This window comes from Halomonas sp. YLB-10 (genome assembly GCF_003856855.1).
GTDB lineage: Bacteria > Pseudomonadota > Gammaproteobacteria > Pseudomonadales > Halomonadaceae > Halomonas > Halomonas litopenaei.
In genome coordinates, this window is the sequence record NZ_RRCU01000001.1 from 452,568 (window position 1) to 477,915 (window position 25,348).

At 64.2% G+C, this 25,348-nt stretch carries 23 protein-coding genes; 4 read left to right on the forward strand and 19 right to left on the reverse strand.

The window, feature by feature from the left end:
* Nucleotides 1-8: 8 nt before the first annotated feature.
* On the forward strand, nucleotides 9-1,499 hold the full coding sequence (gene lnt / locus EBB56_RS01765) for an apolipoprotein N-acyltransferase (RefSeq protein WP_045991791.1): 1,491 nt from the start codon (nucleotides 9-11) through the stop codon (nucleotides 1,497-1,499).
* A gap of 227 nt (nucleotides 1,500-1,726) precedes the next feature.
* Here the strand turns inward: lnt and phaC are convergent, their stop codons facing one another.
* From phaC to prmB, 5 genes are all read right to left on the reverse strand, one after another.
* Entirely contained in the window at nucleotides 1,727-3,565 is a 1,839-nt protein-coding gene (gene phaC, locus EBB56_RS01770; RefSeq protein WP_045991792.1) for a class I poly(R)-hydroxyalkanoic acid synthase, read from the reverse strand.
* A 236-nt stretch (nucleotides 3,566-3,801) separates the two neighbouring features.
* Nucleotides 3,802-4,344: a phasin family protein gene (locus tag EBB56_RS01775; RefSeq protein WP_045991793.1), complete on the reverse strand. Its 543-nt coding sequence runs from the start codon at nucleotides 4,342-4,344 to the stop codon at nucleotides 3,802-3,804.
* Between the two features lie 285 nt (nucleotides 4,345-4,629).
* Nucleotides 4,630-5,010, reverse strand: a complete 381-nt coding sequence (locus EBB56_RS01780) for a hypothetical protein (protein ID WP_045991794.1) — start codon at nucleotides 5,008-5,010, stop codon at nucleotides 4,630-4,632.
* Between the two features lie 131 nt (nucleotides 5,011-5,141).
* A complete protein-coding gene (aroC, locus tag EBB56_RS01785; RefSeq protein ID WP_045991795.1) occupies nucleotides 5,142-6,227 on the reverse strand; it encodes a chorismate synthase in 1,086 nt (361 codons plus the stop codon).
* A gap of 10 nt (nucleotides 6,228-6,237) precedes the next feature.
* Nucleotides 6,238-7,209: a 50S ribosomal protein L3 N(5)-glutamine methyltransferase gene (gene prmB, locus EBB56_RS01790; RefSeq protein WP_231498478.1), complete on the reverse strand. Its 972-nt coding sequence runs from the start codon at nucleotides 7,207-7,209 to the stop codon at nucleotides 6,238-6,240.
* A gap of 264 nt (nucleotides 7,210-7,473) precedes the next feature.
* On the opposite strand from prmB, the gene EBB56_RS01795 reads away from it, so the two are divergent.
* Nucleotides 7,474-8,061 carry a Smr/MutS family protein gene (locus tag EBB56_RS01795; RefSeq protein WP_045991797.1) on the forward strand — a complete coding sequence of 196 codons (588 nt, stop codon included), beginning with the start codon at nucleotides 7,474-7,476 and terminating at the stop codon, nucleotides 8,059-8,061.
* Nucleotides 8,062-8,175: 114 nt separating this feature from the next.
* On the opposite strand, the gene EBB56_RS01800 is transcribed toward EBB56_RS01795, so the two are convergent.
* The 3 genes from EBB56_RS01800 to EBB56_RS01810 all read right to left on the reverse strand — a co-directional run bounded on the left by EBB56_RS01800 (nucleotide 8,176) and on the right by EBB56_RS01810 (nucleotide 11,057).
* On the reverse strand, nucleotides 8,176-9,204 hold the full coding sequence (locus tag EBB56_RS01800) for a patatin-like phospholipase family protein (protein WP_045991798.1): 1,029 nt from the start codon (nucleotides 9,202-9,204) through the stop codon (nucleotides 8,176-8,178).
* Between the two features lie 177 nt (nucleotides 9,205-9,381).
* Nucleotides 9,382-10,254 (reverse strand): alpha/beta fold hydrolase, encoded by an 873-nt coding sequence (locus tag EBB56_RS01805; RefSeq protein WP_045991799.1) that lies wholly within the window; start codon nucleotides 10,252-10,254, stop codon nucleotides 9,382-9,384.
* Nucleotides 10,251-11,057, reverse strand: coding sequence for an alpha/beta fold hydrolase (locus EBB56_RS01810; RefSeq protein ID WP_045991800.1), 807 nt, complete (start codon nucleotides 11,055-11,057; stop codon nucleotides 10,251-10,253). The genes EBB56_RS01805 and EBB56_RS01810 overlap by 4 nt, the downstream gene beginning before the upstream one ends.
* Nucleotides 11,058-11,626: 569 nt before the next feature.
* Here EBB56_RS01810 and EBB56_RS01815 point away from each other — a divergent pair.
* Nucleotides 11,627-12,532: an AEC family transporter gene (locus EBB56_RS01815; RefSeq protein ID WP_261395110.1), complete on the forward strand. Its 906-nt coding sequence runs from the start codon at nucleotides 11,627-11,629 to the stop codon at nucleotides 12,530-12,532.
* A gap of 66 nt (nucleotides 12,533-12,598) precedes the next feature.
* Here the strand turns inward: EBB56_RS01815 and EBB56_RS01820 are convergent, their stop codons facing one another.
* The 8 genes from EBB56_RS01820 to kdgD form a co-directional block, all read right to left on the reverse strand.
* Nucleotides 12,599-12,934 (reverse strand): type II toxin-antitoxin system HicB family antitoxin, encoded by a 336-nt coding sequence (locus EBB56_RS01820; RefSeq protein WP_045991802.1) that lies wholly within the window; start codon nucleotides 12,932-12,934, stop codon nucleotides 12,599-12,601.
* Between the two features lie 302 nt (nucleotides 12,935-13,236).
* Nucleotides 13,237-14,814, reverse strand: coding sequence for an aldehyde dehydrogenase (NADP(+)) (locus EBB56_RS01830; RefSeq protein WP_124802576.1), 1,578 nt, complete (start codon nucleotides 14,812-14,814; stop codon nucleotides 13,237-13,239).
* Nucleotides 14,815-14,916: 102 nt separating this feature from the next.
* Entirely contained in the window at nucleotides 14,917-16,242 is a 1,326-nt protein-coding gene (locus EBB56_RS01835; protein ID WP_045991804.1) for an enolase C-terminal domain-like protein, read from the reverse strand.
* Between the two features lie 43 nt (nucleotides 16,243-16,285).
* A complete protein-coding gene (gene garD / locus EBB56_RS01840; protein WP_124802578.1) occupies nucleotides 16,286-17,875 on the reverse strand; it encodes a galactarate dehydratase in 1,590 nt (529 codons plus the stop codon).
* Entirely contained in the window at nucleotides 17,865-19,415 is a 1,551-nt protein-coding gene (locus tag EBB56_RS01845) for a tripartite tricarboxylate transporter permease (RefSeq protein ID WP_045991806.1), read from the reverse strand. The genes garD and EBB56_RS01845 overlap by 11 nt, the downstream gene beginning before the upstream one ends.
* A gap of 14 nt (nucleotides 19,416-19,429) precedes the next feature.
* Entirely contained in the window at nucleotides 19,430-19,864 is a 435-nt protein-coding gene (locus tag EBB56_RS01850; RefSeq protein WP_045991807.1) for a tripartite tricarboxylate transporter TctB family protein, read from the reverse strand.
* Between the two features lie 95 nt (nucleotides 19,865-19,959).
* Nucleotides 19,960-21,018 (reverse strand): ABC transporter substrate-binding protein, encoded by a 1,059-nt coding sequence (locus EBB56_RS01855; RefSeq protein WP_045991808.1) that lies wholly within the window; start codon nucleotides 21,016-21,018, stop codon nucleotides 19,960-19,962.
* Between the two features lie 123 nt (nucleotides 21,019-21,141).
* Nucleotides 21,142-22,059, reverse strand: a complete 918-nt coding sequence (kdgD, locus tag EBB56_RS01860) for a 5-dehydro-4-deoxyglucarate dehydratase (RefSeq protein ID WP_045991809.1) — start codon at nucleotides 22,057-22,059, stop codon at nucleotides 21,142-21,144.
* 205 nt (nucleotides 22,060-22,264) lie between these two features.
* Between kdgD and EBB56_RS01865 the strand changes: the two genes are divergently transcribed.
* Nucleotides 22,265-23,227 carry an AEC family transporter gene (locus tag EBB56_RS01865; RefSeq protein ID WP_045991810.1) on the forward strand — a complete coding sequence of 321 codons (963 nt, stop codon included), beginning with the start codon at nucleotides 22,265-22,267 and terminating at the stop codon, nucleotides 23,225-23,227.
* A gap of 1 nt (nucleotide 23,228) precedes the next feature.
* On the opposite strand, the gene EBB56_RS01870 is transcribed toward EBB56_RS01865, so the two are convergent.
* The 3 genes from EBB56_RS01870 to EBB56_RS01880 all read right to left on the reverse strand — a co-directional run bounded on the left by EBB56_RS01870 (nucleotide 23,229) and on the right by EBB56_RS01880 (nucleotide 25,195).
* Nucleotides 23,229-23,543 (reverse strand): antibiotic biosynthesis monooxygenase, encoded by a 315-nt coding sequence (locus EBB56_RS01870; RefSeq protein WP_045991811.1) that lies wholly within the window; start codon nucleotides 23,541-23,543, stop codon nucleotides 23,229-23,231.
* 103 nt (nucleotides 23,544-23,646) lie between these two features.
* Nucleotides 23,647-24,135: a phosphohistidine phosphatase SixA gene (sixA, locus tag EBB56_RS01875; protein ID WP_045991812.1), complete on the reverse strand. Its 489-nt coding sequence runs from the start codon at nucleotides 24,133-24,135 to the stop codon at nucleotides 23,647-23,649.
* Nucleotides 24,125-25,195: an NAD(P)H-dependent glycerol-3-phosphate dehydrogenase gene (locus EBB56_RS01880; RefSeq protein WP_045991813.1), complete on the reverse strand. Its 1,071-nt coding sequence runs from the start codon at nucleotides 25,193-25,195 to the stop codon at nucleotides 24,125-24,127. The genes sixA and EBB56_RS01880 overlap by 11 nt, the downstream gene beginning before the upstream one ends.
* Nucleotides 25,196-25,348 lie beyond the last annotated feature (153 nt).

Below are 25,348 nucleotides of genomic sequence, written 5' to 3' on the forward strand. Positions count from 1 at the left end.
TGGACCCCATGCTCGAGCGAGTGCTCGGCGGCAGGGCCGGCTACCTTGCCGCCCTGATTGCCGGAGGGCTGACGACCCTCGCCGCCGCCCCCTTTTCCTGGTGGTGGCTGGCCCCGCTGGCCGCCGCCCTGGTCTATGCCGGCCTTTACCGTCAGAGCGCCCGCCAGGCGCTGTTGCGCGGCTGGTGTTACGGCCTTGGACTGTTCGGAAGCGGCGCCTCCTGGGTCTACGTATCGATCCACGACTATGGCTACACCAGCGCACCGCTGGCGTTCTTCCTGACCGCCCTGTTCGTGGCCAGCATGGCGCTGTTCGTCGCCTTGCCGATGGGGCTGTTCCGGCGCCTGATGCCGGCCCGCCCCACCGCGCTGGCGGGCGGGCTCGGCTTCGTCGGCTTCTGGGTACTGATGGAGTGGATCAGGACCTGGCTGTTCACCGGCTTTCCCTGGCTGCTGCTCGGCAGCACCCAGGTCGACTCACCGCTGTCGGCGCTGGCGCCCCTGGGTGGCGTCTACCTGCTGTCGCTGGTGGTGGCGGCCAGCGGCGTGCTGCTGACGGAGCTCGCGCGGCCACGACCGCTGGCCGCCCTGCCGCTGGTGGCCCTGTGGGGTCTGCCCTGGCTGCTGCCGAACCAGTGGACCTCGCCCACCGGTGATCCGCTGAACGTGGCCCTGTTGCAGGGCAACCTGCCCCAGGAGATCAAGTGGCTGCCAGAAGGCCAGCGCCAGGCGGTCAATACCTATCTGGGCATGACCGGTGACCTGGAGGCGACCGTCCCGGTGGAGCCGGACATCGTTATCTGGCCCGAGGCGGCCCTGCCGATGTTCGAGGACCAGGCCGAGCCGATCATGGCCCGCGCCCAGGCGGCGCTGGCCCCCGAGACGGCGCTGCTGACCGGCATCCTTCAGCGCGACGCCGACGGGCGTTTCTTCAACGCCGTGAGCGCCTACGGCAACGCCAGTGGCGCCTATCGCAAGGCCCACCTGGTGCCCTTCGGCGAGTACCTGCCACTGGAAAGCCTGCTCAGGGGCGCCATCGCCTTCTTCGACCTGCCGATGCCTGCCATGACGCCAGGACCGGATACGCAGCCGCCGATGACCGCCGCCGGTCACACCCTCGGCAACGCCATCTGCTACGAGATCATCTACGCCGACCTGGTGGCCGAGCGTGCCCGTGATTCGGAACTGCTGCTCACCGTCTCCAACGACAGCTGGTTTGGCGATTCGATCGGCCCCCACCAGCACCTGGAAATGGCCCGGCTGCGCGCCCTGGAAAACGGCCGCTACGTGATGCGTGCCACCAGCAATGGCATCACCGCCATCATCGACGATCAGGGACGCCTGCTCGACCAGCTGCCCCAGTTCGAGACGGCTCGCCTGGACGGTCAGGTGCAGCCGATGCAGGGGCTGACGCCCTTCACCCGCACCGGTAGCTGGCCCACCTGGCTCGTCGCCGGGCTGATGCTGCTGGCGGGCGCACTGTGGCGCCGGCGGGGCTAAGCCAACGCAAGCCGACGCAAGCCAACGACCGTCGACGCCGCTCTGGCCGCGAACGACATTCACCACAAACGACAACGCCGCGAGGGCTCAGGCCCTCGCGGCGTTGTTGTGTTGCAACCGTGTTGCCACCATGTTGCAACAGTGCGGATCAGTGTACGAGCGTCAGGCGGGTACCAAGGGCCAGATGCGTTCCTCGGATACCCTCCTGCCTGTCACGCTGACGAACGTTACTCGGCGGCCTCGTCGTCCTCCGCCTCGCCCAGCACTTCAGGGATGCTGGTCTTGACGAAACGCCCCGGCGCGGGCTCCAGCAGCGGCAGCTCACCGCCACCAGGCTCGCGGGCATCGACCATCTTGTCGGCGTCCACGTAGCCACCCTTGACCATCCACTCCTGCCAGTGGGGCCACCAGGAGCCTTCATTGGCCTTGGCCCCGGCCAGCCACTCTTCGTGGTTGTCGGGTAGCTCGTCGTTGGTCCAGTAGCCGTACTTGTTCTTGTGCGGCGGATTGACCACACCGGCGATATGGCCGGAGCCCCCCAGCACGAAGGTCACCGGGCCCTTGGGCAACAGCGCGCCGTAGTAGCTGCTGTTCCACTTGGCGATATGGTCTTCCTTGGTGGCGATGAAGTAGCTCGGCGTCGACACCTTGCGCAGGTCGATCTTGACACCGTCGAGCTCGACACCGCCTGGCTCGACCAGCTGGTTCTCCTGATACAGGTGACGCAGGTACCAGCCGTGGGTACCCGCTGGCAGGTTGGTGCCGTCGGTATTCCAGTACAGCAGGTCGAAGGCCGCAGGATCCTCGCCCTTCAGGTAGTTGTTGACGTAGAACGACCAGAACAGGTCGTTCTCCCGCAGCAGGTTGAACGAGTAGGCCATGACGCGGCCATCCAGGTAACCATCCTGCTCGAGCTTGGCTTCGATGCCCTGAAGTACCGGTTCGCTCAGGAAGACGCCGATCTCGCCGGGGTCACGGAAGTCCTGCAGGGTCGCCATGTAGGTCACCGACTTGGCCTTGCGCCCGCGCCGGGTGCTGGTCAGGTAGGCCATGGTCGAGGCCGTCAGGGTGCCGCCGATGCAGTAGGACAGGAAGTTGGCCGACTTCTCGCCGGTGGCCTGCTCGATGCCGTCCAGCGCCGCGATTGGACCAAGCTGCATATAGTCCGCCCAGGTCAGATCGCGCTGCTCCGGGCCGGGGTTGCGCCAGGAGATCAGGAACACGGTGTGGCCCTGGTCCACCAGCCACTTCACCAGCGAGTTTTCCGGGCGCAGGTCGAGCACGTAAAACTTGTTGATCCAGGGTGGCACGATCAACAGCGGCGTCTTGAACACCTTCTCGGTGGTAGGCGCGTACTGGATCAGCTGGATCAGCTCGTTTTCCATCACCACCGCGCCTTGTGACACCGCGATGTTTTCACCGACCTCGAAGGCGCTGCGATCGGTCATGGTGACGTTGAGACCCTCGGCCGAGTTGGCCAGGTCCTCGCGCAGACGCGACAGACCGTCGACCAGGTTCTGGCCCCGGGTCTCGAGGGTCTTGCGCATGACTTCGGGATTGGTGGAGACGAAGTTGGTCGGCGACATGGCGTTGACCATCTGACGCGCGTAGAAGGACAGATTGCGCTTCTCGCCGGGGCTCAGATCGTCGAGCTTGTCCACCAGAGTCTCGACGGTGTTCGAGAACAGCAGATACTGCTGCATGATGGCGTTGTAGCCAGGATCGCTGGTCCAGGCCTCGTCCTTGAAGCGGCGATCGCCGCGGGACGGCGTCACCAAGGGCTCGAAGGCACCGCCGCTGGCCGCCGCCATGGCCTGTTGCCACAGCGCCATCTGATCCTGCATCAGCTTGGCCTGGGTCTCCCATAGCAGAGTGGGATTGCGCATCAGCGATTCGGCACCGGCCTGGAAGCTGTTGCGAATGTCCTCCATCACCGAATCCGCTGCGTCATTGGGCACCATGCGCGAAAGGAAATCTTCCATCAACGCCTGGTACTCGGCACCCAGCACCGATAGCTGGTTGCCCCATTCCTCCGGGTTGTCCGCCGCCTGATCACCTGCCGCCATTGCGTTCTCCTCTGGCCTGCCCTGCAAAAAAGGGTGGACCACCGTCGGCCTCGCGGCGTCGCAGCTATCCACCCTCGTTTCGTCATCGTTGTTGGGGGGCGAGTCGGCCGCCGCTGTCTATACCGTCGTGCGGCAGGCGCTTCACGCCAATGCCTGCACTCGCCTGCGGCCGCTCACTCGTTGGCACGTCCAACAGTACTCTTGTCTCAGGTGCGCCTGCCTCAGACCCGCTTGGCTCAGGTGCGCTTGCGGCTGGAGGTCGCCTTGGCGGTTCCGCCGGTCGACTTGCTGGCGCTGCTGGTCTGAGACGAGGCCTGGGAGGCAGCCTGTGAAGTCGCCTGGCTGGCCTGCTGGGTGGCCTTTTCGGCTGCCTCGGTGACCTGCTGGGTGGCCTTCTCGACCGCCTCGGTCGCCTGGTCGCGGGCCTGGGTCGCCTGATCGGCAAGCTGCTGGCCGGACTCGGCAAACAGCGACTCCAGTTCGCTCTTGAACTCGAGGCTCATTTCGCTCATGGCGCGGGCATCTTCGAGCATCTGCGCCGACAGTTCGTTGAGCATCTCGGCCTGACGGGTAGAGAAGTCGCGCAGCCCCTCGGCGTCGTTGATCGCGGTGGCTTCACGCATGCGCTCGGTACCCATCTGGCTGTAGCGCTTCATCGACTCCATCTGGTACTGGGACATCTTCTGCATGTTGTCCAGCATCAGGGAGTTGAGTTTGCGCATCGGCTCGAAGAACTGACGAGTCTGCTCGTTGAAGTTGTCGAACATCTTGTCTTGCATGACCGAACCTCCTGGAATCGTGTCGATGGTGTCTGTCCACTCGGCAATCCGCTGCCACTGTCCGCCATGGCGCCTCCGTCCAGGAAGCATGCTGAGGACAGCGTTGTTGCAGCGCAACAAACTCAGTCTGGCACACCCTCGGTGACAACGCCATGACAGGCGTCGCCTCCTGCGCGATTGTGCATCAAGACGCCCCGCACCCTCGCCATCGGCGAATCTGCCCTCCCCGTCATACCCGTGGCCGCTTTCCTGCGGGCCCCTGGCGGGCACTTGACGAGCACCTGGCTAGCTCTTGCCGCCCTTGGCGCTGCGCGAGCTGGCCTTGGCCGCCCCACTGGACCGCGGCGCCGTGGAGCTTGACGCCTCCTCGGCCTTGTCATCCTTGGCAGAAGAACCCTTGGCGCTCTGGGCGGCCTGGGTCAGCATATCCATCATCATCTTCTGATAGTTGCCGAAACTGGCAAGCCCCTGGGACAGTCCCTGCTGCAGCGCCGGCTGTTGCAGGAACGGCTGCATCAGGCTCATCGGATCGTAGCCTTCGACACCGGACTCCATCTGCCGATGAATGCGATCGAGCAGGTCCTGCTGGAAGGCCTCGATATTGGGAAGCCCCAATGCCTGGCGTAACTCTTCCGGGGTCAGATCGAATTCGACGTTGATCTTCATGCTGGCCTCGTGATCCTTGTATGGCGGTGTGTGGCGCCGGTAGCCCGCGCTATCGGGCGCAAAGATGCCTGCATCCTGCACCTTCCCTGCCACAGTTACTTGAGTGTAGCAGTCCTGTCATGCTCTGCGATTCAGCGTAGCCGTGGTGTGCTGACTCGCACATCACTGTTCTGTGCGCGATGACGCAGCAGGTGGTCCATCAGGGTCAGCGCCATCATCGCTTCGGCGATGGGCGTGGCACGAATCCCCACGCAGGGATCGTGGCGTCCCTTGGTCACCACCTCCACCGGGTTGCCGTACACGTCGATGGAGCGCCCAGGAATGGTGATGCTGGAGGTCGGCTTGAGCGCCAGGTGAGCGATCAGCGTCTGGCCGCTGGAGATGCCTCCCAGTACGCCACCGGCATGATTCGACAGAAAACCCTCCGGGGTCATCTCGTCACGGTGCTGGCTGCCACGCTGGGCCACGCTGGCAAAGCCGTCACCGATCTCGACGCCCTTGACCGCGTTGATGCTCATCAGGCCGTGGGCCAGTTCGGCATCGAGGCGGTCGAACACCGGCTCGCCAAGCCCGGGCGGCAGCCCTTCGGCGGTGACGGTGATCTTCGCCCCCACCGAGTCCTGGTCACGGCGAAGCTGGTCCATGTAGGCCTCGAGTTCCGGCACCCGTTCGGGGTCGGGACAGAAGAAGGGGTTGTCGTTGACCGCTTCCCAGTCACGAAACTCGATGGCCAGCTCGCCCAGCTGACTCATGTAGCCACGCACCACGATGCCCTGGCTCGCCAGGTACTTCTTGGCGATGGCCCCGGCGGCCACCCGCATGGCGGTCTCGCGGGCACTGGAACGTCCGCCACCGCGATAGTCGCGCTCGCCGTACTTGTGGTGATAGGTGTAGTCGGCGTGGGCCGGCCGGAAATGGTCCTTGATCTTCGAATAGTCCTTGGAGCGCTGGTCGGTGTTCTCGATCAACAGGCCAATCGAGGTACCGGTGGTGCGCCCCTCGAACACGCCCGACAGGATCTTCACCTGATCAGGCTCACGACGCTGGGTGGTATGGCGCGACGTGCCTGGACGGCGACGATCCAGGTCGGCCTGCAGATCGGCCTCGCTGAGCTCGATGCCAGGCGGGCAGCCATCGACGATGGCGCCGAGCGCAAGCCCGTGACTCTCGCCAAAGGTGGTGACGGTAAACAGCTTGCCGAAGGTATTGCCGGACATGGGCGCTCCTCTATTGTTGTGCAAAGGACGCCGCATGGGCGTCGAGTTCTTCGGCGGTGAGGGCAAACACGCCCTGACCGCCGCGCTCGAATTCGAGCCACAGGAAGGGAACCTCGGGGAAGGCCGCTTCCAGATGATGATCGGAGTTGCCGACCTCGACGATCAGCACGCCGTGGTCGCTGAGGTGCGCTCTTGCCTCGCGCAGGATACGTCTGACGATATCCAGGCCATCGCTGCCCGCCCCCAGCGCCAGAGCCGGCTCATGACGGAACTCCTCCGGCATGGTGGTCAGGTCGCGGATATCGACGTAGGGCGGGTTGGACACGATCAAGTCGTAGCGCTGACCTTCCAGGCCATCGAAGACGTCGCTGTGCACCGCGCGCACGCGCCGGCCTACGTCGTGGCGATTGATGTTCTCACGGGCCACCGCCAGGGCGTCCTGGCTGATATCGGACAGGTCCACCTCGACGGTAGGCAGATACTCGGCGCAGGCGATGCCGATACAGCCCGAGCCGGTGCACAGGTCGAGGATGCGCCGAGGCGGCTCCTCGGGGAACCAGGCCTGAAAGCCCGACTCGATCAACTCGGCAATCGGCGAGCGCGGAATCAACACCCGCTCGTCCACACTGAACACAAGCCCGGCGAAGAAGGCCTCGCCGAGCAGGTAGGGCAAGGGCCGCCTGTCGCTGATCCTGGCGCGCACCAGACCGACGATGCGCTCGCGTTCCATCGGCAGCAGCCGCGCGTCCAGCACGCCGGGGTCCACGTTCCAGGGCAGATGCAAGGCGCCAAGCACCAGTGCCACCGCCTCGTCCCAGGCGCTGTCTGTGCCGTGGCTGTAGGTCAGCCCCGCCAGGTGAAACTCGCTGGTTGCCCAGCGCAGACAGTCGCGCAGGGTGAACAGGCCGTCGGCCAATTCAGCGTCGGGGAGCGCCAGCGTCGAAGACCTGGAAGTGGACGGAGAGGAGGAAGAGTCGGCCAAGAGGGCATCCTGTCGATCGGGTTCAAGAAGAGGCGTGCGCCAGGATCGCATGGACAATCACCGCCTTCGACGACCTTCACGCGAAGGTCCCTTCCGTTCCAGGGGCGAAGGCAGATGCAAGATCCTGGATAGCGATATAGATAGAGATCGAGATAGCGATATAGATGGCTATCTGACTCGCAAGGCATTGTATCCGTGCCGGCGGTTCACTGCCACGGCCACCACGGTATACTGGGCCTCCCTTTTACCGGACCCGAGGACCCCATGAGCCAGCGCCAGCCACCGCCCGACGACGAGATCAGCGCGTTTCGCCAGGCCCTGGAGCAGGCAGGTGTCCGTCGTATCCGCCACAACCGCGCCGACACCGGCAAGCCGCGCCCGACCACCCGTGCCCAGCGAGATCAGGCCGCCGCCGCGCGCCGCGCTGCCGCCGTCAGCGCGGGTGATGACGTGGCCACCGGGCGCACCTCGGATGGCCGAGTCGAGCCGGTACGCCCATCGGAGTATCTGGACTTTGCCCTTCCCGACCTGCCCTATCGCACCCGTAGCCAGTTGAAGCGCGGGATGATCGGCTGGGAAGGCGGTCTGGACTTGCACGGCTACAGCCTCGAGGAGGCTCGCTCGGAACTCGAGAGCTTTCTGCGTGACTCGGTGGCCAGTGGCCATCGCTGCGTGATCGTGGTCCACGGCAAGGCCTGGGGCGCCACCGCCGACTATCCGGTGATCAAGAGTCACGTCAATGCGTGGTTGAGAGAATGGCCGAGCGTGCTGGCCTTCTGTTCGGCCACCGACGCCGAAGGCGGCACCGGTGCGGTTTACGTGCTGCTGAGACGGCGCGGACAAACGCCCTGAGCCCCGGTCAGACAGACACCCTGCCCCCCTGTCAGAAGGTGCATCGGTGCGACCCAGATGCTGCTGAGGCGGCGCAGTCGATATGGGCCTGGAAGTCGCGGCCGATGCCCTGGGTCAGCCTGCTGGCTTTTCGGTCTGCTCGACGATACCGCAGGTCTCGATGCGATCCAGCGCCTGGCAGGTCAGGTGACGCCCCAGACGGATCAGATCCCTGGCACGGTGGAATTCGAAGGAACCGCAGACGGTCTTGGGTATCTCCACCAGGATGTCCGGCGGATAGCCCGCCTCCTTGTAGCGCGCCAACGCCGCCTGGGTGATGTCGAAGGAGGTCAGGATGGTGGCCAGCCGCCCCCAGTCCTTGCGCCCCAGCGCGGCATTACCGCGCTCGGCACGGTCGGCTTCGGCCTCCGATTCGGCGCTTTCCTGAAAACGCCGCGCCATCAGCGCACCGCGTCGATCGCCCCTGCGGCGCTCTCCGTTGGTACCTTTACCGCCCCGGGCCTCATCGCAGCTCGGGCACTCCACCGGCAGCAACTCCTCGAGAGAGACAAGGTTGGGGCTGTTGGCGGTGACGTTGACCGCCATCACCAGGTCCGCGTGGACCGACACGTTGGAGATGATCGGCAGCGGATTGAGCAGACCGCCATCGACCAGTAGCCGAGGCCCATCCTCGACCGGCGTGAAGACCCCGGGTATGGCGATGGAGGCACGGATAGCCTTGAGCAGGGACCCCCGCTGAAACCACACTTCTCGCTGGCGCATCAGGTCGGTCGCCACCGCGGTGAAGGGAATGGGCAGGTCCTCGATGGCGACGTCACCGATAAACGACTCGATCTTGCTCATCACCTTCCTGCCCTGCATGGCACCCATGGAGGTGAACGACATGTCGAGCAGGCGAAGTACGCCGAAGGAGCCCAGCTCCTCGACCCACTGACGGTAGGGCTCGAGCTTCCCCGCAGCAAAGATGCCCCCGACCAGGGCGCCCATGGAGCACCCCGAGATCGCCACCACTTCATAGTCGCGGGCGACCAGTTCCTGCAGCACACCGATGTGGGCATAGCCTCGGGCACCACCACTACCCAATGTCAGCGCAATGCGCTTGCCGCTCGATCCCGGGGGACAATCGTGGCGATAGACGGTCATGGCAATGCCCTCCTGCTGCGGATTGGCCGCGCGGGCAGCGCTTGAACAGCGCATGCCTCGCACTCGCAGGCCTGTCTATAAGCTTAGACTAACCCACCGTGGAAAAGCTTACGCGGCCTGTCACGGCGCAGCGGCCAAGACTCATCCACCGACTGGCTGCCAAGATCGTCTTGTCGATCAAGGTGTTGCGGACAACGCCTCGACGATGGCGTCGGCCACCGCGGGGGCGTGCTGCGGCGAGGCATGAAGATGGTGTCCGCCCTCCAGCACGCGACGGGTCAGGCGGCGAACGCGTGCTCGCGAAGCCACCCCTCGTGGCCGTTCCCCGAGAATACCGTCACGCCCTTCGACCAGCAGTACCTCGCAGGCAATAGCCTCGAGCAGATTCGCGACCTGGTCATCGGTCAGCCGCACGGGGGAGGGGCGCAGCAGGCGCGGGTCGGTGCGCAGCCGCAGGCCGCCCTCGTCGCAGGGGGTCAGGTTCCTGGCCACGATGTCGCGCACCGTCTCGGCATCCACCGGGGTGGCGCCACCGGCGACCCGCGCCGCCACCGCGGTATCCAGATCGGCATAATGAGGAATCCGCGAGCGACGGCGACGCTGGGCCCGCAACGAACGCCCCAACTGGCCAGCGGTATCTTCAGGTGGGGTGGTCAAGGCCCCCAGACCGTCGATCAGCACCAGGCGCTCGATGCGTTCGGGCCAGGCCGCGGCGACCAGGCAGGCCACCCCGGCGCCGAGGGAGTGAGCCAGCACCGGGGCACTATCCAGTCCGAGATCATCCAGTGCATCGAGCAGGTCGTGGCAGTAGTCCCAGATGGCGTAGTCGTAGTCACCGGGCAGCCGCTCGGAGTGTCCATGGCCGGCCATGTCGATGGCCACCAGGCGTATATCGAGCCGTTCGGCCAGCACCGGCGCTAAACGCGCAAAGCTTGCGGCGTTGTCGAGCCAGCCGTGCAGCGCCAGCCACACCGGCGCCTCCGTGCGTCCCCAGGCCAGTGCGGCCAGGCGCCCCTGTGCCAGGCGAAGCGCTTCTCCCGCTGGCTTCATTGCGTTGCCCCTTCGCCCAGCAGACGGTCGATCATGGCAAGCAAGGCGCGTCGCGTTGCCTCGGGCTGCTCCATCGGAAACATATGACTGCCGGGCACCCTGTCCAGGGCGATACCGCGCCGGCTGAGACGTCGGCAACGTGCCTCGGTCAGCAAGTCAGACGTCTCCCCTGCCAGCACACCCAGAGGTACTCGTACCTCCGTGGGCAGACGATCCAGATGGTGGGGCAGATGACGGAAGATCTCGACCTCGATATCCGGGTCATAGCTCAACACCACCGCGCCGTCCTCCAGGGTCGTGGTGCCGGCATCGATGTAGTCGTCCAGCGCCTCCTCGGTGAAGCTGCGAAACAGACCCTTGCGCCGGAGTTGAGCGCGCATCGCATCACGGCTTTCCCAACGGGTACGGCGCCCCTTGCTCTTGCCTGCCGGCGTCACTCGATCCACCATGCCGAGCCACTTGCTGACGCGCATGGCCAAGGCGTCGATGCCCAGCATCAGCGGCGGGTCGAGCATCACCACGGCCTGGAACCGCTCCGGCTCCTGGCGCGCCGCCATGGCGGTGATCACCCCGCCCATGGAGTGGCCGACACCGATAAAGGGTCCGGCCAGGTGGCGGGTGCTCTCGAGGTATTCATCACGCAATGCCAACCAGTTGTGGCCCACGGGAAAATCGGGATGGTGGCCCAGGCGATCGAGCGGCTGGACGTCGAAGCGCTCTGCGAGTGGTGCCAGCAGGCTTCTGTAACTGCCGCCGGGAAAGCCATTGGCATGGGCGAACAGCAAGGTTGGGGTATCTGGCATGATTCTGTCTCATCCGATGAGAGGCGGCGACCCGCCGCTGTAGCCTTGGCAGGCTAACGGCATTACCCTAGGCCGCCAAGTGAACCAAAGCCTAGATTCCCCGGCATTCCCCCTGACTCCCCGCTACCAAGGAGCAACGCGTGTCCCGTAAACCCGCCCGCGATACCCGCCTGCGCAACCGTCTGTTCTTCACCACCGTGGCCGTGGCGGTGGTCATCGGACTCTGGCTGGCGCGCTGAACTCTCTTGACAAGGGCGCACCAGAAGCCCCGACGTGCGCCCTCTTCAGTCGTTCTCTTCACCTCATCTTCACGTCCTCTTCACCACCTCTTCTTCGACCGGCCCTCTCCCTGGTCGAACCGCACCGTGATTGGCCCTCAGATTCCTGAATCCAGCCACCATCCAAGTCCCGCGCTCCCGGTCATACCAGGAACCTCACCCGACGCCGTCCACCCAAAGGCTTCCCAACTATAAATCATACATAGTATATTAAGTCCTTTAGCGTGCTATCCGAGCAGGAGGGTCTCCCCCATCGATATCAGCATCCTTGCCAGCACCCTCGGCGTCAGCCTGCCCGTTTTCGCCATGGTCTTCATCGGCGCCGTTCTGAAGCGTCTGGGCTGGATCGATCAAGCCTTCGTCGACACCGCCTCGAGCCTGGTGTTTCGCCTGACCATGCCAACGCTGTTGTTCCTGAGCCTGCTGCGCGCCGATCCCGGCCAGGACCTGAAGCTCGGACTGGTCGGTTTCTATCTGGTCGTCTCGGTGGCCATCTTTCTTGTCATCTGGGGCTGGGCCCTGTGGCGCTGCCCGCGAGTGGATCGCGGCGTCTTTGTGCAAGGTGCCTTTCGCGGCAACTGCGGTATCGTCGGACTGGCCCTGTCGGCCAACATGTACGGCGACTTTGGTCTGTCGCTCGGCAGTGTCATGGCCGGCGGCATCATCATCGTCAACCTGGTAATGTCGGCCATTGTACTGTCGGTCTACAGTCCGGTGGTAAGCTCACGTCCCCTGGCGATCCTCAAGGACGTCGCCACCAACCCATTGATCATCGGTATCGTCGCCGCCCTGCCGCTGACCTACCTTCACCTCGACTTGCCGCCCTGGCTGATGACATCCGGCGACTACCTGGCCTCGCTGTCGCTACCGCTGGCGCTGATCTGCATCGGTGGCAGCCTGAGCCTGCAGGCCGCCCGTGAGAGCGGAACCCTGGCGCTGTCGGCCAGCCTGTGGAAGGTTGCCGTCATGCCGGCCATCGGTGTTGCACTGGCACTGGCGGTGGGCTTTCGGGGCGCCGAACTCGGCATGCTGTTCCTGTTTCTCGGTAGCCCCACCGCCGCCGTAGCCTACGTCATGGCCAGGGGGGCCGGCGCCAATCAACGCCTCGCCGCCAGCATCATCATGCTCAGCACCTTGCTTAGCCTGGTCTCCATCAGTGTGGGGATCATGGTGTTGACGGCTGCCGACCTGGTGTAAGAAAAGGGTCCAGCACACCCCATGAGTCCAGCAATCTCGGTACGTTTTGACCTCAATTCATCGACGTCACGTCGATAGCTCGTTCTCTAGCGCAGTCGTCAACAACTGATTCAGGCTGATGCCGCGGGCCTTGGCTGCATCAACCGCCTGCTTGTGCATCGATTCGGGAGCGCGGACCTGGAACTTTCCAGAGTACGCCCTGACAGGATCGATCCCCATCTCGCGGCAAGTATCCAAGAAGACACGCAGCGATATCTCCCCTTCCTTGCGCAAGGCACAGACACTATCGGCATAGAAATCGGCGCCCCCATTGAGTCCCGTGAATTCTCCGCGAAACATCTCGAATTCGGGGTCATACTGAATAATGGCGCGATAACCATTGATCATCATGACATTGTTCATGGCATCAATCCGTTTGCTTCCAGCCATTTACGAAGGCTTGCGACGGCCCCCTTATCCGTATCCGGTGTCGGGTGTGGACGATGAAACACGCGCACTTCTCAAAACTTGCGTGTTTTCGTTTCACGCACCGACAGTACCAAAGCTTAGTACCACCTCGAGTCAAATGAACGCTCCTGCGCAACCTGAAAAGTGCGAGCGTCAATGCAATACCAGCAGGGCCCGGTGATCGACTCACCGGGCCTTGCTGTTTTCACGTCAGCGGTGTCACCACCGAGCGCGTCTGGCGCTGTCCATCAGTCCCTTCACCTGTCCCGTTTGCCGTCCACCAGGCGGCTGACGTTCAGCGGGTTGCCATCCTTGAGCGCCTGCGGCAGCAAGGCGTCCGGCAGGTTCTGATAGCACACCGGGCGCAGGAAGCGGTGGATGGCGGCGCTGCCGACCGAGGTGGTGCGCGAGTCAGAGGTGGCCGGATAGGGGCCACCGTGGACCATGGCGTGGCACACCTCGACCCCGGTGGGCCAGCCGTTGGCCATGACCCGACCGGCACGCCGCTCGAGGATCGGCAGCAGGCCACGGGCCGCGTCGATGTCGCCGTCGTCCATCTGCAGGGTCGCGGTCAGCTGGCCCTCGAGCCCCTCGGCCAGTGCCTTGACCTCGTCCAGGTCGGCACACTCGACCACCAGCGAGGTCGAACCGAATACCTCGGCCTTGAGCGCCTCATCATTGAGGAAGTCGCTGGCCTTGGCCACGAACAGGCCGGCCTGGCACTGGTTGGGTCCGTCGCCCTGTGGGCCACGCGCCACTTCACGGGCCTTGTCGCTGCCGCCAAGGGTGTTGACGCCCTGGGTGTAGGCGTCGTGGATGCCCGGCGTCAGCATGGTCTGGGCGCCTGCGCCCTTGACCGCTTCGGCGGCAGCCTCGACGAAGCCGTCGAGCGCCTCGCCCTTGACCGCGATCACCAGCCCCGGGTTGGTGCAGAACTGGCCGGCCCCCATGGTCAGCGAGCCGACGAAGGCCTCGCCCAGCTCCTTGCCACGGGCCTTGAGCGCCTCGGGCAGCAGGAACACCGGATTGATCGAGCTCATCTCGGCGTACACCGGGATCGGCTCGGGACGCGCCTGGGCGGTCTTCATCAGGGCGGTGCCACCGCTGCGCGAGCCGGTGAAGCCCACCGCCTTGATCCGCGCGTCGCTGACCAGGCCCTGGCCGACCTCGCGACCGGAACCGAACAGCAGCGAGAACACGCCTTCCGGCAGTTCACAGCGGGCCACCGCCTTCTGCAGCGCGCGGCCGACCAGCTCGGAGGTGCCGGGGTGGGCCGAGTGGGCCTTGACCACCACCGGACAGCCGGCGGCCAGGGCGGAGGCGGTGTCGCCACCGGCCACCGAGAACGCCAGCGGGAAGTTGGAGGCGCCGAACACCGCCACCGGACCCAGCGCGATATGGCGCTGGCGCAGGTCGACCCGCGGCATCGGTTCGCGGTCCGGCAGGGCCGGATCGTGCCGCACGTCGAGCCATTCGCCGGCGCGTACCACCGAAGCGAACAGGCGCAGCTGGCCGCAGGTACGGCCACGCTCACCCTCAAGACGTGCCTGGGGCAGGCCGGACTCCTGCATGGCGCGCTCGATCAGGGTGTCACCGAGCGCCTCGATCTCCTCGGCGATGGTCTCGAGAAAGGTCGCGCGGGCCTCGAGGCCGGTCTCGCGGTAGCTATCGAAGGCCGCCCAGGCCAGTTCGCAGGCGCGCTCGACCTCGGCCTTGGAACCTGCCTTGTAGCCAGGCTCGAGGGTCTCCCCGGTGGCCGGATTGACGGCATGGATGGGCTCGCCCTTGGCCTCGACGGCCTGGCTGCCGATCAGCTGCTTTCCTTCCAATTTCATGAATCTTCTCCTGTCGTGTGACGTTCGACGGGGTGAGCGTCGGTAAAGGCCGTCGGCTTTCGTCCTCACCGGGGCTTTCGCACCTGAGCCATCGAGTCGAGGCTAACGCACCAGGGCAGGACGCTTGGGATCGAACTCCCAGCCGTCGATCAGGTACTGCATGGCCATGGCGTCGTTGCGGCTGGTGACATCGAGGCCCTGGTACTTCCGATGGGCCTCCATCAGCTTGTCGTCGTCGAGCTCGACGCCAAGGCCTGGCGTGGTCGGCACCTTCAGCTTGCCACCTTCGATCTTGAACGGTTTCTTGGTGATGCGCTGACCGTCCTGCCAGATCCAGTGGGTATCGATGGCGGTGATTTCGCCAGGGCAGGCAGCGGCGACGTGGGTCATCATCGCCAGAGAGATGTCGAAGTGGTTGTTGCTGTGCGAGCCCCAGGTCATGCCCCATTCGTTGCACAGCTCGCCCACCGCCACGGCCCCCTGCATGGTCCAGAAGTGGCAGTCCGCCAAGGGGATGTCCACGGAGTTAAGCTGGACCGCAAGTTTCAGCTGACGATAGTCGGTGGCGATCATGTTGGTGGCGGTGGCAAGTCCGGTACGACGCTTGAATTCGGCCATGGTCTCGCGACCGGAGTAGCCGCCTTCCTGGCCGCAGGGATCCTCGGCATAGCTCAACAGGTCCTTGATCGGCTCGAGCACTCGCACCGCCTCATCCAGCGACCAGGCGCCGTTGGGATCCAGCGTCAGACGTGCCTCGGGGAAGGCCTCGTGCAGGGCGCGGATGCAGTCGGCCTCCTCTTCGCCGCGGAGCACGCCTCCCTTGAGCTTGAAGTCCTTGAAGCCGTAGCGCGCGTAGGCGGCCTTGGCCAGGTTGGCCACCGCCTCCGGAGTCATCGCTTTCTGATAACGCACCTCGTCCCAGGCGTCTATCGGGTCGCTGACCTTGGGATAGGGAAGGTCGGTCTTGTCCGGATCGCCGAGCAAGAACAGGTAGCCCAGTGCCTCTACCTCGTCACGCTGACGTCCGTACTGGCCGAGCAGGTCGGCCACTGGCATGCCCAGCGCCTGGCCGAACAGGTCATAAAGTGCCGACTCGATGGCGGTGACCACGTGTACCGCCACGCGCAGATCAAAGGTCTGCCGACCGCGCTCCTCCGGGCCGTTTCGCGACAGCGCCTGGCGAGCCTGGCTCAGCACCTGCTTGACCTCGTTGACCCGTGCGCCCTCGACCAGCGAACGACACTGCTCAAGTCCCTTGAGGATGCCGTCACTGGAGGGAATCTCGCCGACGCCGCGATTGCCGGACTCGTCTTCCAGCACCAGCACACAGCGGATGAACCAGGGGGCATGGCCACCGCTCAGGTTGAGCAGAAAACCGTCTTCGCCGGCCACCGGCACGATGTTCATCTTGGTGATCTTGGGGAACATGGAATCTTGCCTCTTGGTAGTTCGGTTAAAGATGATGAAGCGCTCAGGTGACCGGCGCCGGGTTGAACAGCACCAGGTCGTTGTAGAGACCCAGGCGGTCGGCGGCGACCTGGTGACGGCCGCTTGCCACCTCGAGAATCAGCTCGAACAGCTCCCAGCCGATGTCCTCGATGCTGGCCTCGCCGGTGGCGATGCGCCCCGCGTCCAGGTCGATCAGATCGTGCCAGCGACGTCCCAGGGTCGAGTTGGTGGAAACCTTGATCACCGGCGTCATCGCCAGGTTGTAGGGGGTACCGCGCCCGGTGGTGAAGACCTGCAGGTTCATGCCCGCCGCCGCCTGCAGGGTGCCGCAGATAAAGTCGCTGGCCGGGGTGGCGGCAAAGGTCAGCCCGCGCTTGCGCAGGCGCTCGCCGGGTCCTATGACGTCGACGATCGGTGAATTGCCGGACTTGATCACCGAACCGAGCGCCTTCTCGACGATATTGCTGAGCCCGCCCTTCTTGTTGCCCCGCGACGGATTGGCGCTGCGATCGGCCTGGCCCTGGGCCAGATAGTCGTCGTACCAGGCCATCTGCTCGATCAGCGCCCGGGCGACCTCCTCGTCTACCGCTCGAGGCGTCAGCAGATGGATGGCGTCGCGCACCTCGGTGACTTCGGAAAACATCACGCTGCCGCCGGCACGCACGATCAGGTCGGTGGCAAATCCCACCGCCGGATTGGCGGTTACCCCAGAAAAGGCGTCGCTGCCGCCGCACTGCATGCCCACCGTCAGCTCCGACACCGGACAGGTCTCCCGGCGGCGACGATTCAGCCGCTCAAGGTGGCGCTCGGCCATGGCCATGATGCCGTCGACCATCTCGCCGAAACCTTCGAAGGACTCGTGCTGCAGGCTCAATACGTTGGCGTCGTCGTTGGCGGAACCTGTGGCGGCATCCTCGCTGCGCTCAAAAATCTTGACCGGGCGGTCCCCGATAAGAGTCGAGGGCTGCAGTTTCTCGCAGCCAAGGCCGATGACCATGACCTCGCCACCGAAGTTGGGGTTCAGCGCCAGGTTCCTGAGCGTGCGGATGGGCACGATCGCCGCCGGCGCGCCGATCGCCACCCCGCAGCCGTAGCTGTGGTTGAGCCCGACCACGTCATCGACGTTGGGGAAGCGCGGCAATAGCTCTCGCTTGATCTTCGCCACCACGTGATCGACGGTACCGGCCACGCACTGCACGCTGGTGGTGATGCCGAGCACATTCCTGGTGCCGACGCTGCCGTCAGGGTTGCGAAAGCCCTCGAAGGTGTAGCCCTCGAGTGGCTCGACCACCGGCGCCTTGCGGGTCGCCAGAGGCAGCTCGTCGAGCTTCGGTGGTATCGGCAGCCTGACGTTGTTCTCGTTGACGTGGCCACCGCGCGGGATGGCCGACAGCGCCGTGCCGATCACCTCGTTGTAGCGCAGGATGCGCTCACCTTCGGCGATATCCGCCAGGGCCACCTTGTGGCCCTGGGGAATGTCGCTCACCAGCGCCACACCATCTTCCAGGCGCGTGCCTCGTGGCAGTCCACCCTGGCCCACCACGATGGCGACATTGTCGCCGGGATGGACGCGGATCACGCGGCTCTCGTTGGTCCTGGGTTCAGCCGTCATGACGTTCTCCCGATCCAGAAGTGGTGCCAGACACCTGACTCAATTCCATCTTCTGACGCGCACGGGTCTTGATGCCCAGCACGATGGAGAAGGCGATGGACGCGGCGATCAGCCCCCACAGCACAAGCGCGATGGGGCTCTTGGTAAAGAAGATCGAGAAGGTGCCGAAGGATTCCAGGCTCTTGACGAAGTACACCTCGGCGGAACTTCCCAGAATGAAGCCGATGATCAAAGGCGCGACCTCGAGCCCGATCTTCTCGATCAGGTAACCGAAGATGCCGAAAATCAGCAGTGTCCAGACGTCGAACATGATGCCGTAGTTGATGGCATAGGCGCCGACCACGCACATCATCACGATGATCGGATAGAGCACGTACTTGGGCACCAGCACCACCCGGGCGATGTACTTGATGGCGTAGAACATCAGGAAGAACATCACGATGTTGGCGAACACCAGAGCGATCATCATCACCGTCCAGGTGTCCTGGTTTTCCGGGATGAACAACGGCCCCACCTGGATGCCCTGAAGGGTGAAGGCACCGATCAACACCGCCGTGGTGGAGTCCCCGGGGATCCCCAGCGACAACAGCGGGATCAGGGCGCCACCGGTCAAGGCGTTGTTGGCCGACTCGGAAGCAATCAGCCCCTGGGGCGCACCCTTGCCCATCTGGCTGGAATCCCGCGACAGGTTCTTTTCCTGGGTGTAGGCAAGCACCGAGGCGGCGCTGCCGCCGACCCCCGGCAGCATCCCGACGAAGGTGCCGATGAAAGACGAGCGCATCAGGTTGGTCAGGCGGCCCTTGAACAGGCCGAAGGTGAAACCACCGCCCTTGCCCATCTCGATCTTGGCGCCGGACAGGCCGCTCTTCACTCCCTTCTCTGCCTCCAGCAGGATGGTCGAGATGCCGAAGATCCCGATCAATACCGGCAGCAGTGCAAAGCCGTCCACCAGATAGGGCTGCATGAAGTCGAACATCAGGCGCGTCTTGCCGTTACCGCCGTCGGACAGGCTGTAGGTGCCGATCAGACTCAGCCAGATGCCCAGTACACCGCTGAAGATACCGATCAACATGTTGCTGGACATGGAGGCGATGACCGTCAGCGCCAGCAAGATGATCAGAAACTTCTCCACATAGGAGAACTTGATCGAAAACTCAGCCAGCAAGGGAGCGAAGAAGAACAGCACCAGGGCGCTGACAAGTCCACCCACCAGCGACGCCACGACGCATACGCGCAGGGCCTTTTCGCCCTGGCCCTTCTGTGCCATGGGGTAGCCGTCGAAGGTGGTGGTGATCGACGAGGGCGTGCCGGGAATATTGAGCAGCACCGCCGGCACCATACCGCCGGAGATGCCACCGACGTAGAGGCCAAGCAGCAGTGCCAGGCCATGCTCGAGGCCGAGGGCGTAGGTCAGCGGCAGACACACGGCCACCGCCATGGTGGCGGTCATGCCGGGAATAGCGCCGAAGATGATGCCGATCAGGGCACCGATCGCGGCCAGCAGGAAGAAGGTGATATCGAGGTAGGACAGAAGTTCCATGGGTCAACTCTCCCCTACGGCAAGGTGATGTAAAAAAGCTTGGCGAAGATCAGCCAGGCCAGTGAGGGTGCCACCACGGCATTGATCGCGGCGGTGATCACCTTGCGGCGGGTGCGGGTGTGCATGTACATCATCGACATCAAGAACAGAAAGACGATGGACACGAACAGAAAGCCGTAGCCGGTATAGGGGAACAGGTTCCCCACCACCGACATGAGCACGAAATAGGCGGTGATCAGCACCAGGGTGCCGAAGAAACGAAATCCGTCCATGGACTCGCCGATGATCGGCAACGTTCTCTCGCCGCGTTTGACCGCAGCAAAGAAAGGAACAAGGCGAAACACCACGATCAGGGCGAACAGCAACGCCAGTACCCAGTGAATGATCGTGGGGAAGAACAGATGAGAGCTGTCGAAGTCGATCGACACACTCAACGGTGAGGATTCCATAGCGGCTCCGGGGCAGGCCTGACGGGAGAGCCTTGCGAGTTGTGTGGACGGACAAGAACAGGGATGCCGGCGGGCAAGCCGCCGGCAGCGGTCCCTTACTTGATGCTGTCGATGATGTCGGCGTAGCGGTCGGCCTTCTCGCGCAGGTGGGCCTGGGCTTCGTCGGAGGGCATGAAGTCAGGAATAAAGAACGACGTCTTCTGGGTCTTCTGGATCTCGCCTTCGGCGTAGATCTCTTCCAGGGTGGCGTCGATCTGCTCGACGATCTCTGGATTCATGTCCTTGTTGTAGAGGAAAAAGAATTCCTTATCGAAGGCGAAGTTCTCGCCTTCTCCCATGGTCACCTCGACGTTGGGCTCGACGAACTGCAGCAGTGTCTCGCGGTCGGTCTGACCCAGACCTTCCTCGTTGGCCTGCTGCAGGGTGTCATGGCGTGCGGTCAGCCAGACGAAGCGCATGGCCTTCTGGTCATCCTCAGGCAGACGGGTGTACTGCTCGTTGGCCTGCACCGAGCCGTTGATCAAGTCCGCCTGGTCATCGAACAGCAGCTGATTCTTGTCGGCCTGGGAGCCGGTATTGACCGCCACCAGGTTGTCTTCCATTCCGGGGTGCTCGATGCGGATGGCGTTCTTGAGTGCGGTGTAGCCAATCTCGGAGACGCCACCAGGCTGGATCGCCACGCGCACGGTCTCACCACTGCCGACCGCTTCGATGATGTCGTCCAGGGTCTGGTAGGGCGAGTCCTTGGGCACCAGGTAGGCATTGCCCGGATTGATCGCAATGGTCGGACCGATGATGTAATTCTCGAACGGGTCCTTGTAGCCCTCGACCCCGTACTGATTCCCCAGGTAGGCCTGGTCATGGAAGATCATCAGAGTGTTGCCGCGAGGATCACGATCCAGGGCGCGATAGGCAGCGCTGACGCCCACCGCGTCGACCTTCATGTTCAGGTCCAGCGCCTCGGACAGCTGGTCCACCACGATGGCCGAGTTCTGGTAGGTGTCGCCACCGGTGGAACTGGAGCCGATGACCACACGGATGTTACCGCGCAGGGGCCCGTCGGCGGCCAGCGCCGCAGCGCTACCCAGGGCCAGCGAGGTCGCCAGGGCGGTAGCGGTCAGGGTCAGGGGCAGAGAGAGTCTTGGCATGCTCATGAAGTCACCTCATTGAAATGGTTGTTGGTGGCTGGACGAGTGGTGCCCTTCGATACGGGAGGATCGTGACGAAGGGCCAGATCGAGGAGCGGTCTACACCGTAGCGCTAGCGACCGCCCTCGGTCAGAAGGAACGGGCGCGCTCGATCAGCTGCTCGAGCTGCTTGCGCTCATCATCGCTTGGCATTTCCAGCGGGGCACGCACCGCGCCGGACGGACGGCCGATCAGGTCGGTGCCGGCCTTGATCAGGCTGACGGCGTAGCCTGCCTTGTGGTCACGCAGGGCGACGAAGGGCAGGAAGAACTCGCGGGAGATCTTGCGCACGGTATCGCTGTCACCGGCACGCAGGGCCTTGTAGAAGGTCACCGCCATGTCCGGCACGAAGTTGAACACCGCGCTGGAGTAGGTGTTTACGCCCACCGCCAGGTAAGCCTCGGCGATGATCTCGGCGGTGGGCACGCCACCGACGTAAGCCAGTCGATCGCCGACGGTCTTGATCACGCGGTTGAGCGCCTGCATGTCGCCCTTGCCGTCCTTGAGCCCCACCAGGTTGGGGTTGGCGTCGGCCAGCCGCTTGGCGGACTGAGCGTTGAGCACGCCGTTGCCACGGTTGTAGTAGATCACGCTGACGCTGGTGGACTGACAGATCCGGCTGGCGTATTCCACCAGGCCGTCCTGGGGACACTCTGTCAGGTAAGGCGGCATCAGCAAGATACCGTCGGCGCCCTCTTCCTCGGCGATGCGGGCGAACTCGGAACCGGTGGCCACGCTCAGACCGGCGCTGGCGATCACCGGCAGCTTGCCATCGACGACTTCCACGGCCAGACGGACGATCGCACGGAATTCTTCCAGCGACAGGCTGAAGAACTCGCCGGTGCCACCGGCGACGAACACCGCCGAAATCTCGTGACTGATGAACCACTCGAGACGCGCGCGATAACTCTCGGCGTCGAAACGTCCTTCGGCGTCGAAGTCCGTGACCGGAAAGGACAGCAGACCATCGCTGATCGCCTGCTTGACCTGTGCATGGGAAAATTTCACCGAAACGTCCTCCTGTCTTCGTCGTGAACGGACATGAGGGTTTCGATTCCCCGTCATGTCATACATCATACAAAGTACAAGTTAGCGACTTGTTTCAGGACTGACAAGGGACGCTATGGTAAATTGAGACCAAAGTTCAAGGCGCACCTCTCTGATCCCTTGTGGACGACCCGGCGCCACCATCAAGAGGCTTCACAGCGCGCCCATGTCATTGATCGATGTCTTCCTGTCGACGCTCAACATCAGCCTGCCGGTGTTTGCCATGGTGTTTATCGGCATTGCGCTCAAGCGACTCGGCTGGATCGATCAGGCCTTCGTCAATACGGCGTCGCGACTGGTGTTTCGCGCCACCCTGCCGGCCATGCTCTTTCTCAGCCTGATCCGCGCCGATCTGGAACGCACCCTGAACCCCTGGATGCTGGCCTTCTTCGCACTGGCCACCATTGCAAGCTTCGTGCTCGCCTGGGGCTACGCTGCGCTTCGGGTCAAGCGTCACCAGCGCGGGGTCTATGTACAGGGCGCCTTTCGCGGCAACTGCGGAGTGGTCGGCCTGGCACTCGCCCACGGCATGTACGGCGAGGTAGGGCTATCGCTGGGGAGTCTGCTGCTGGGGGTGGTAATCCTCTGCTACAACGTGCTGTCGGTGGTGGTGCTGGCGGCATACCAACTGGACGAGGACGGCCGGCGCAAGGCCATCGACTGGAACAGCATCTTCCGCCATATCCTGACCAATCCGCTGATCCTGGCGGTTGTGGTCGCCACGCCCCTGGCGGCGCTGCAGGTCAGCCTGCCCGAGTGGATCGAGACCACCGGTGACTACTTTGCCTCCTTGACCCTGCCGCTGGCGCTGATCTGCATCGGCGCCACCATCTCCACCCGGGCGCTCAAGACCAGCTATCGCACCGCCGTCAGCGCAAGCTTCGCCAAGATGGTGGTGATCCCGCTGGTGGCCACCCTGGCGGCGCTGGGGCTTGGCTTTCGTGGTGCCGAGCTGGGCGTGCTGTTTCTGTTCTTCGCAAGCCCCACCGCGGCGGCGGCCTTTGTCATGGCCAAGGCCATGGGCGGCGATGAGATCCTGACGGCCAATATCATCGCCCTCACCACTCTGGTGGCCAGTATCAGCGTGACGGTGGGTGTCTTCGCCCTGCGGCTCAACGGGCTGATCTAGTTCAGCCCTTGGCTTCAGTCCCCTCGACCACCTCGAACTGCTCGATACCGCCGCCCTCGCGGGTGGCCTCTGCCGGCAGCGGGTTGGCGTGGGCACGCTTGAAGTCATCGCTGCCGACCCAGGCACGAAACGCCGCCTGGCTCTCCCACTGGGTCTCCACCACGTAGGGCGCCTGGTTGCCCAGCGGCCTCAGCACACGCATGGCGACAAAGCCCGGCTGCTTGTCGATCTCTCCGGCGCGACGGCGAAAGCGCTCTTCGAACTCGTCCTCAAAGCCCGGATTGACGAAGATGCGGTTGTTGACGAAAAAACTCATGGGCGTCCCTTCAGGTGAAAGCCCGCCAGTGACGGGCCCGTTCTATCGAGTGCGAAATATGGCAGACACGTCGCTTGCACCACGCCAACCACTGCGGTCAGGGTCAGCGAAGTGACGATGGCGTGGTCATGCCCACCAGCCGCGCACAACCAGCGGCTCTGACATCGGCCTCCAGTTCGGCGATTGCCGCGGTGACAAAGCCCACCCCGGCCCCTGCCCTGCCCTCCGCCAGCAGCCCGGTCAGGGCCGCGACCAGCGGCATATGACTGACCAGCAGCAGCGGGCCCTCGTCACTTTCCAGCGTCAGCCAGTCCACCACGGCCTCGGGGGAATCGTCGGGGGTGATGATGTCCAGGGTATCGAGACTCACCTCGTCCGGCAGTGCTTCCAGCACCAGGGCGGCGGTCTGCTGGGCACGCACGTAGGGACTGGCCAGCACCTTGAGCCGGCCCCAGTCGATGTCGTCACGACTCGCCAGCCAGCGGCCCATGGCGCGAGCTTCGTCCTCGCCGCGGGTGGTCAGCCTGCGCGCCTCGTCGGGAAAGCCCGGAGTGGCCTCGCCGTGACGCATGATCCAGAGTCTATCCGCCATTCTTGGCCTCCGTCTGTCGCCGGTCCTGCTTGACGTCCTCGCGGGGGAGCACGAACTCGACGTCGCTGCTCTGCTCGCCGCGCATCAGCAGCTTGGCCATGTCACGGGCCGGCACGCCGCGAAACAACACCTGATAGAGCCCTTCCGCCAACGGCATGTAGACGCCTTCGGCATCGGCCTTGTCGCGCACCAGCTTGACGGTATTGACCCCTTCGGCCACCTGGCCGAGAGACGCCACCGCCTCGTCCAGGCTCTGACCCTTGCCCATCGCGAAGCCGACGCGATAGTTGCGCGACAATTCCGACGAGCAGGTCACGATCAGGTCGCCGACACCGGCCAGCCCCAGGAAGGTCATCGGATTGGCGCCCTGGGATACGGCAAAGCGGCTCATCTCGGCCAGCGCACGGGTCATCAGCATGCTGCGGGTATTCTCGCCCATGCCCAGCGCCGCCGCCATGCCGGCGGCGATGGCGTAGATGTTCTTGAGCGCTCCGCCAAGCTCGACCCCGTAGCGGTCATTGCTGGCGTAGACGCGGAAATAGTCACAGCCCAGCGCCGCCTGCACGCGGGATCTCGTCTCGGCGTCGTGGCTGGCGATCACCGTGGCGGTGAGCTGCTTCTGGGCCACCTCGGAGGCCAGGTTGGGCCCGGACAGCACGCCCACGTGGGCAAACCCCGTCTCGTCCTCGAGGATCTGGCTCATCAGCTTGAAGCCATCCTCCTGGATACCCTTGGTGGTGCTGACCAGAATCTGCTCGGGCTTGAGCCAGGGACGTGCCTGACGCACCACCTCGGCGAAGGCCTTGGAGGGAATCGCCACCAGCACCAGGATGGCCTCCTCGAGCACCCACTCAAGTTCGGTGGACGCCTCGACCCTGGGGTTGATGGCGTAGTCGGGCAGATAGCGCGGATTGCGATGATCACGATTGATGCTTTCCACCAGCGCGCCGTCCCTGAGCCATTGGCGCACGTGGAAGCCGTTATCGGCGGCGATGCTGGCCAGCGCGGTGCCGAAGCTCCCGCCCCCCAGCACCGCCACCCTGGTGTCCATGTCGGTCATGCTTGCTCCGCAGTCGATGAGTCTTGGTGGATTGTACCGAATCTGACGTCACGACGAGGGATCTCGTCGCCACTTTGACTGACCTGGTGCCACAACGAGCAACGCCCCTCGAAAGGGGCGTTTATTTGCGCCCTAAAAGAGGGGCGTCTTCGG

Excerpts from the sequence above, each read along its gene's own strand:
- lnt (WP_045991791.1), top strand. The coding sequence starts at position 9 with ATGCTCGAGCGAGTGCTCGGCGGCAGGGCCGGCTACCTTGCCGCCCTG.
- phaC (WP_045991792.1), bottom strand. The coding sequence starts at position 3,565 with ATGGCGGCAGGTGATCAGGCGGCGGACAACCCGGAGGAATGGGGCAAC.
- EBB56_RS01775 (WP_045991793.1), bottom strand. The coding sequence starts at position 4,344 with ATGCAAGACAAGATGTTCGACAACTTCAACGAGCAGACTCGTCAGTTC.
- EBB56_RS01780 (WP_045991794.1), bottom strand. The coding sequence starts at position 5,010 with ATGAAGATCAACGTCGAATTCGATCTGACCCCGGAAGAGTTACGCCAG.
- aroC (WP_045991795.1), bottom strand. The coding sequence starts at position 6,227 with ATGTCCGGCAATACCTTCGGCAAGCTGTTTACCGTCACCACCTTTGGC.
- EBB56_RS01795 (WP_045991797.1), top strand. The coding sequence starts at position 7,474 with ATGAGCCAGCGCCAGCCACCGCCCGACGACGAGATCAGCGCGTTTCGC.
- EBB56_RS01800 (WP_045991798.1), bottom strand. The coding sequence starts at position 9,204 with ATGACCGTCTATCGCCACGATTGTCCCCCGGGATCGAGCGGCAAGCGC.
- EBB56_RS01805 (WP_045991799.1), bottom strand. The coding sequence starts at position 10,254 with ATGAAGCCAGCGGGAGAAGCGCTTCGCCTGGCACAGGGGCGCCTGGCC.
- EBB56_RS01810 (WP_045991800.1), bottom strand. The coding sequence starts at position 11,057 with ATGCCAGATACCCCAACCTTGCTGTTCGCCCATGCCAATGGCTTTCCC.
- EBB56_RS01820 (WP_045991802.1), bottom strand. The coding sequence starts at position 12,934 with ATGAACAATGTCATGATGATCAATGGTTATCGCGCCATTATTCAGTAT.
- EBB56_RS01830 (WP_124802576.1), bottom strand. The coding sequence starts at position 14,814 with ATGAAATTGGAAGGAAAGCAGCTGATCGGCAGCCAGGCCGTCGAGGCC.
- EBB56_RS01835 (WP_045991804.1), bottom strand. The coding sequence starts at position 16,242 with ATGTTCCCCAAGATCACCAAGATGAACATCGTGCCGGTGGCCGGCGAA.
- garD (WP_124802578.1), bottom strand. The coding sequence starts at position 17,875 with ATGACGGCTGAACCCAGGACCAACGAGAGCCGCGTGATCCGCGTCCAT.
- EBB56_RS01845 (WP_045991806.1), bottom strand. The coding sequence starts at position 19,415 with ATGGAACTTCTGTCCTACCTCGATATCACCTTCTTCCTGCTGGCCGCG.
- EBB56_RS01850 (WP_045991807.1), bottom strand. The coding sequence starts at position 19,864 with ATGGAATCCTCACCGTTGAGTGTGTCGATCGACTTCGACAGCTCTCAT.
- EBB56_RS01855 (WP_045991808.1), bottom strand. The coding sequence starts at position 21,018 with ATGAGCATGCCAAGACTCTCTCTGCCCCTGACCCTGACCGCTACCGCC.
- EBB56_RS01865 (WP_045991810.1), top strand. The coding sequence starts at position 22,265 with ATGTCATTGATCGATGTCTTCCTGTCGACGCTCAACATCAGCCTGCCG.
- EBB56_RS01870 (WP_045991811.1), bottom strand. The coding sequence starts at position 23,543 with ATGAGTTTTTTCGTCAACAACCGCATCTTCGTCAATCCGGGCTTTGAG.
- sixA (WP_045991812.1), bottom strand. The coding sequence starts at position 24,135 with ATGGCGGATAGACTCTGGATCATGCGTCACGGCGAGGCCACTCCGGGC.
- EBB56_RS01880 (WP_045991813.1), bottom strand. The coding sequence starts at position 25,195 with ATGACCGACATGGACACCAGGGTGGCGGTGCTGGGGGGCGGGAGCTTC.